The organism is Bacillus sp. GMa5/1 (assembly GCF_050172015.1).
In the GTDB taxonomy this organism is placed as follows: Bacteria; Bacillota; Bacilli; order Bacillales; family Bacillaceae_G; genus Bacillus_A; species Bacillus_A cereus.
On the sequence record NZ_JBNLYC010000308.1, the window covers coordinates 1 to 3,206 of the forward strand.

Here is a 3,206-nt window from a genome sequence, read left to right on the forward strand (position 1 = left end):
AATATAGAATACAGTAATGAGATAAATACAGTAGTTTCAACGACTAAAGATGATAGTCGGATATTAAAATCTGATACGAAATAATGATTCGGAAAAACAAATAAAAATATAAAGCAAAAGCTTATATAAGTTATTAAAGCCAATATCAATACATAAAATTGCACATATACATGTTTACGCAATGGATTCACCTTCTTGATTTTTCTATACTTTTATTAAAAAATGGCTTGATGGTGGCACAAGTCCTACTAATTAAAATGTGTGCTATCTATTATCCATATTATGACCTTTTTAAAAGATTTCTTTCTACACACAACAATCTTATTAACTTTTTGTAGATGTTTACAATTATCAATACTGAGGATTCTAAAAAGGATAAGCTGAAAAATGTAATTTTTTAAGTATTTGAGCATCGTAAATTTGGCGGGTACAACTTATCTACTCTTTACATATGAGATAGAATCTACTCCTCTATTGGATTATAGTTGCTATCTGTCACACTTAAAAAGGAATGAAAATATACTATCATTAAAATAGAAATTCAAATTAGTTTACGAAACCAACTGTAACTATTATAGTTACACAAAAAGTTGATGTCAATTTCATATCCTCCCTTTTTAACGGACAAAAGACATGACCTATTGAACAAAAATGTGATGTTTATAAAAAGGGCGGTAAAGTTTTATCTCCTTACTCAAAGAATTATAAATGATTTAGAATTAGATGAAATTGAAGCCAATATTGCATCTCCCTAAAAAGAATGTTACTCTAAAAATAGAATTATGAAAGGAATGATGGATGAATAATGATTAACTAATTTATATTTTAAGTTGAATTTTATAACTTCAAACTACAAAATATAGGGTTAGTCTATCCATTTTTAAAATTCAGTTCATACTTTATTTGTCATGATTCAAATGATTAATAAGTACTTATTAAGTATAGACGAAAGACTAATCCTTCCGATTACAAATTGGGGGATTTTTTTATTCCCGTTTGTCTTAGTTGAAACTTACTAATTGTTAAATGTACTTCACAAATAAAGGAGCGAGAAAAATGAGTACTTCAGATACTATTGTTACACATGTAATGCTCTATATAAGTCGTTAATATCCATCAAACTTATATAGAGGAATTAAAAAATGGATGGATGTTCCGACTTTATATGAAACGTTTCGATATATAAAGGAGGAATTATTATGTCAATGATAAAGGTCCAAGACTTAACTTTTTCATACCCAGGTAGCTTTGATAATATTTTTGAAAGTGTAAACTTCCAAATAGATACGGATTGGAAGCTAGGATTTATTGGTAGAAACGGACGAGGTAAAACGACATTCTTTAATTTATTGTTAGGGAATTATGAGTATAGCGGGAAAATCCTTGCTTCAGTAGAATTCAATTACTTCCCCTACTCTGTTTCAGATAAGAACAAATTCACTCATGAAATCCTTGAAGAAATTTGTCCCCAAGCCGCAGATTGGGAACTTCTACGTGAGATATCCTATTTAAATGTTGATGCTGAGGTCATGTACAGACCATTTAAAACATTATCAAATGGGGAACAAACAAAAGTGTTGCTTGCTGCACTGTTTTTAAATGCGGGTCAATTTCTATTAATTGATGAACCAACAAATCACTTAGATACAGATGCACGAAAGATAGTCTCCGATTATCTAAGGAAGAAAAAAGGATTTATTTTAATTTCACATGACAGAATCTTTTTAGATGGGTGCGTTGACCATATCCTATCTATTAATAGAGCAAATATTGAAGTTCAAAGTGGTAACTATTCTTCTTGGAAGTTAAATTTTGATAGACAGCAAGAACACGAGAAGGCTACAAATGAGCGTCTACAAAAAGACATAGGGCGATTAAAACAGTCTTCCAAACGTTCAGCAAGTTGGTCTAATGACGTGGAAGCTTCAAAAAATGGAACGAGGAATTCAGGCTCTAAGTTGGATAAGGGGTTTGTAGGACATAAAGCAGCCAAGATGATGAAAAGAGCAAAAAACCTTGAATCAAGGCAACAAAAAGCTATTGAGGAAAAATCAAAATTACTAAAAAATGTGGAAAAAACTGAGTCATTAAAATTGGAACAATTGCAATTTAAATCAAATGAATTGGTTACTTTAGTTGACGTGTCCGTTAAGTACAATGATCAAATTGTGAATGAGCCGATTAGCTTCATAGTTGAACAAGGTGACCGAATTGTACTTGATGGAACGAATGGGAGCGGAAAAAGTAGTATCCTAAAACTAATTCTAGGACATCCGATACAGCATACAGGCTTAGTTACTTTAGGTACAGGACTCATCATTTCCTATGTCCAACAAGATACTTCTCATTTGAAGGGATCACTATCAGGCTTTATTGAAGAGCACAAGATTGATGAAACCTTATTTAAGTCCATCCTAAGTAAGATGGACTTTGACCGAATTCAATTTGAAAAAGATATATCTCATTATTCTGGTGGACAAAAGAAAAAACTGCTTATCGCTAAAAGTTTATGTGAAAAAGCTCATATATATATATGGGACGAACCACTAAATTTTATAGATATCTATTCCCGCATGCAGATTGAAGAACTTATTCAACAATTTAATCCCACAATGGTTATTGTTGAGCATGATAAAATATTTCAACAAACAGTTGCAACGAAAACTATATCTATGTAGCTCAAAACGAATACTTGAAAATATAATCATTAACTTGAGTCCTTGAATTATAAAAACTTTAATGAATTGATAAAAAAAGCCTAATTTCTCTACAATACATTGAGAAATTAGGCTTTAAATAGTAATAATAGAATTCATAAACACTGAATAATTTACACATTAGGTTTACCTGTTAATGCAGTAACAATTCTGTCCACTAAGTCTTCGGGTAATCCATATTCCTTATTAACTACAGCCTGTATACTAGCAAAAGAACTTTCATTGTATTTTGATTGCCTTTTTCCTCTACTATCTTTCCTTTATTTATGAAGTTTTCACGAGATTCATAGTTCATCTTATCTGATTCTTTACCAATAGATTGATTGGTGTAAATTATAAAGATACCTAACATCATAATTACACAAATGAAAATCCCTACTAATTTAAGTCTCATTATTCATTTCCTTCCTGCAACTCTTACTGTTTCTCGTTCATAATATCTCAACCATATCAAATTCATATTAATTTGAAGTAAAATTTTGTTCTTAA

2 protein-coding genes and 1 pseudogene are annotated in these 3,206 nt (G+C 30.5%); 1 reads left to right on the plus strand and 2 read right to left on the minus strand.

The features are described 5' to 3' along the window. Positions 1-182: hypothetical protein (locus ACQGSG_RS27840; RefSeq protein WP_426948557.1), on the minus strand; the 182-nt coding region annotated here is incomplete at its 3' end. A gap of 1,017 nt (positions 183-1,199) precedes the next feature. Here ACQGSG_RS27840 and ACQGSG_RS27845 point away from each other — a divergent pair. Further along, on the plus strand, positions 1,200-2,678 hold the full coding sequence (locus tag ACQGSG_RS27845; protein WP_000061799.1) for an Lsa family ABC-F type ribosomal protection protein: 1,479 nt from the start codon (positions 1,200-1,202) through the stop codon (positions 2,676-2,678). Between the two features lie 200 nt (positions 2,679-2,878). Here the strand turns inward: ACQGSG_RS27845 and ACQGSG_RS27850 are convergent. Beyond that, positions 2,879-3,111: pseudogene (locus ACQGSG_RS27850) on the minus strand (hypothetical protein); the annotation flags it as partial. Between the last annotated feature and the right edge of the window lie 95 nt (positions 3,112-3,206).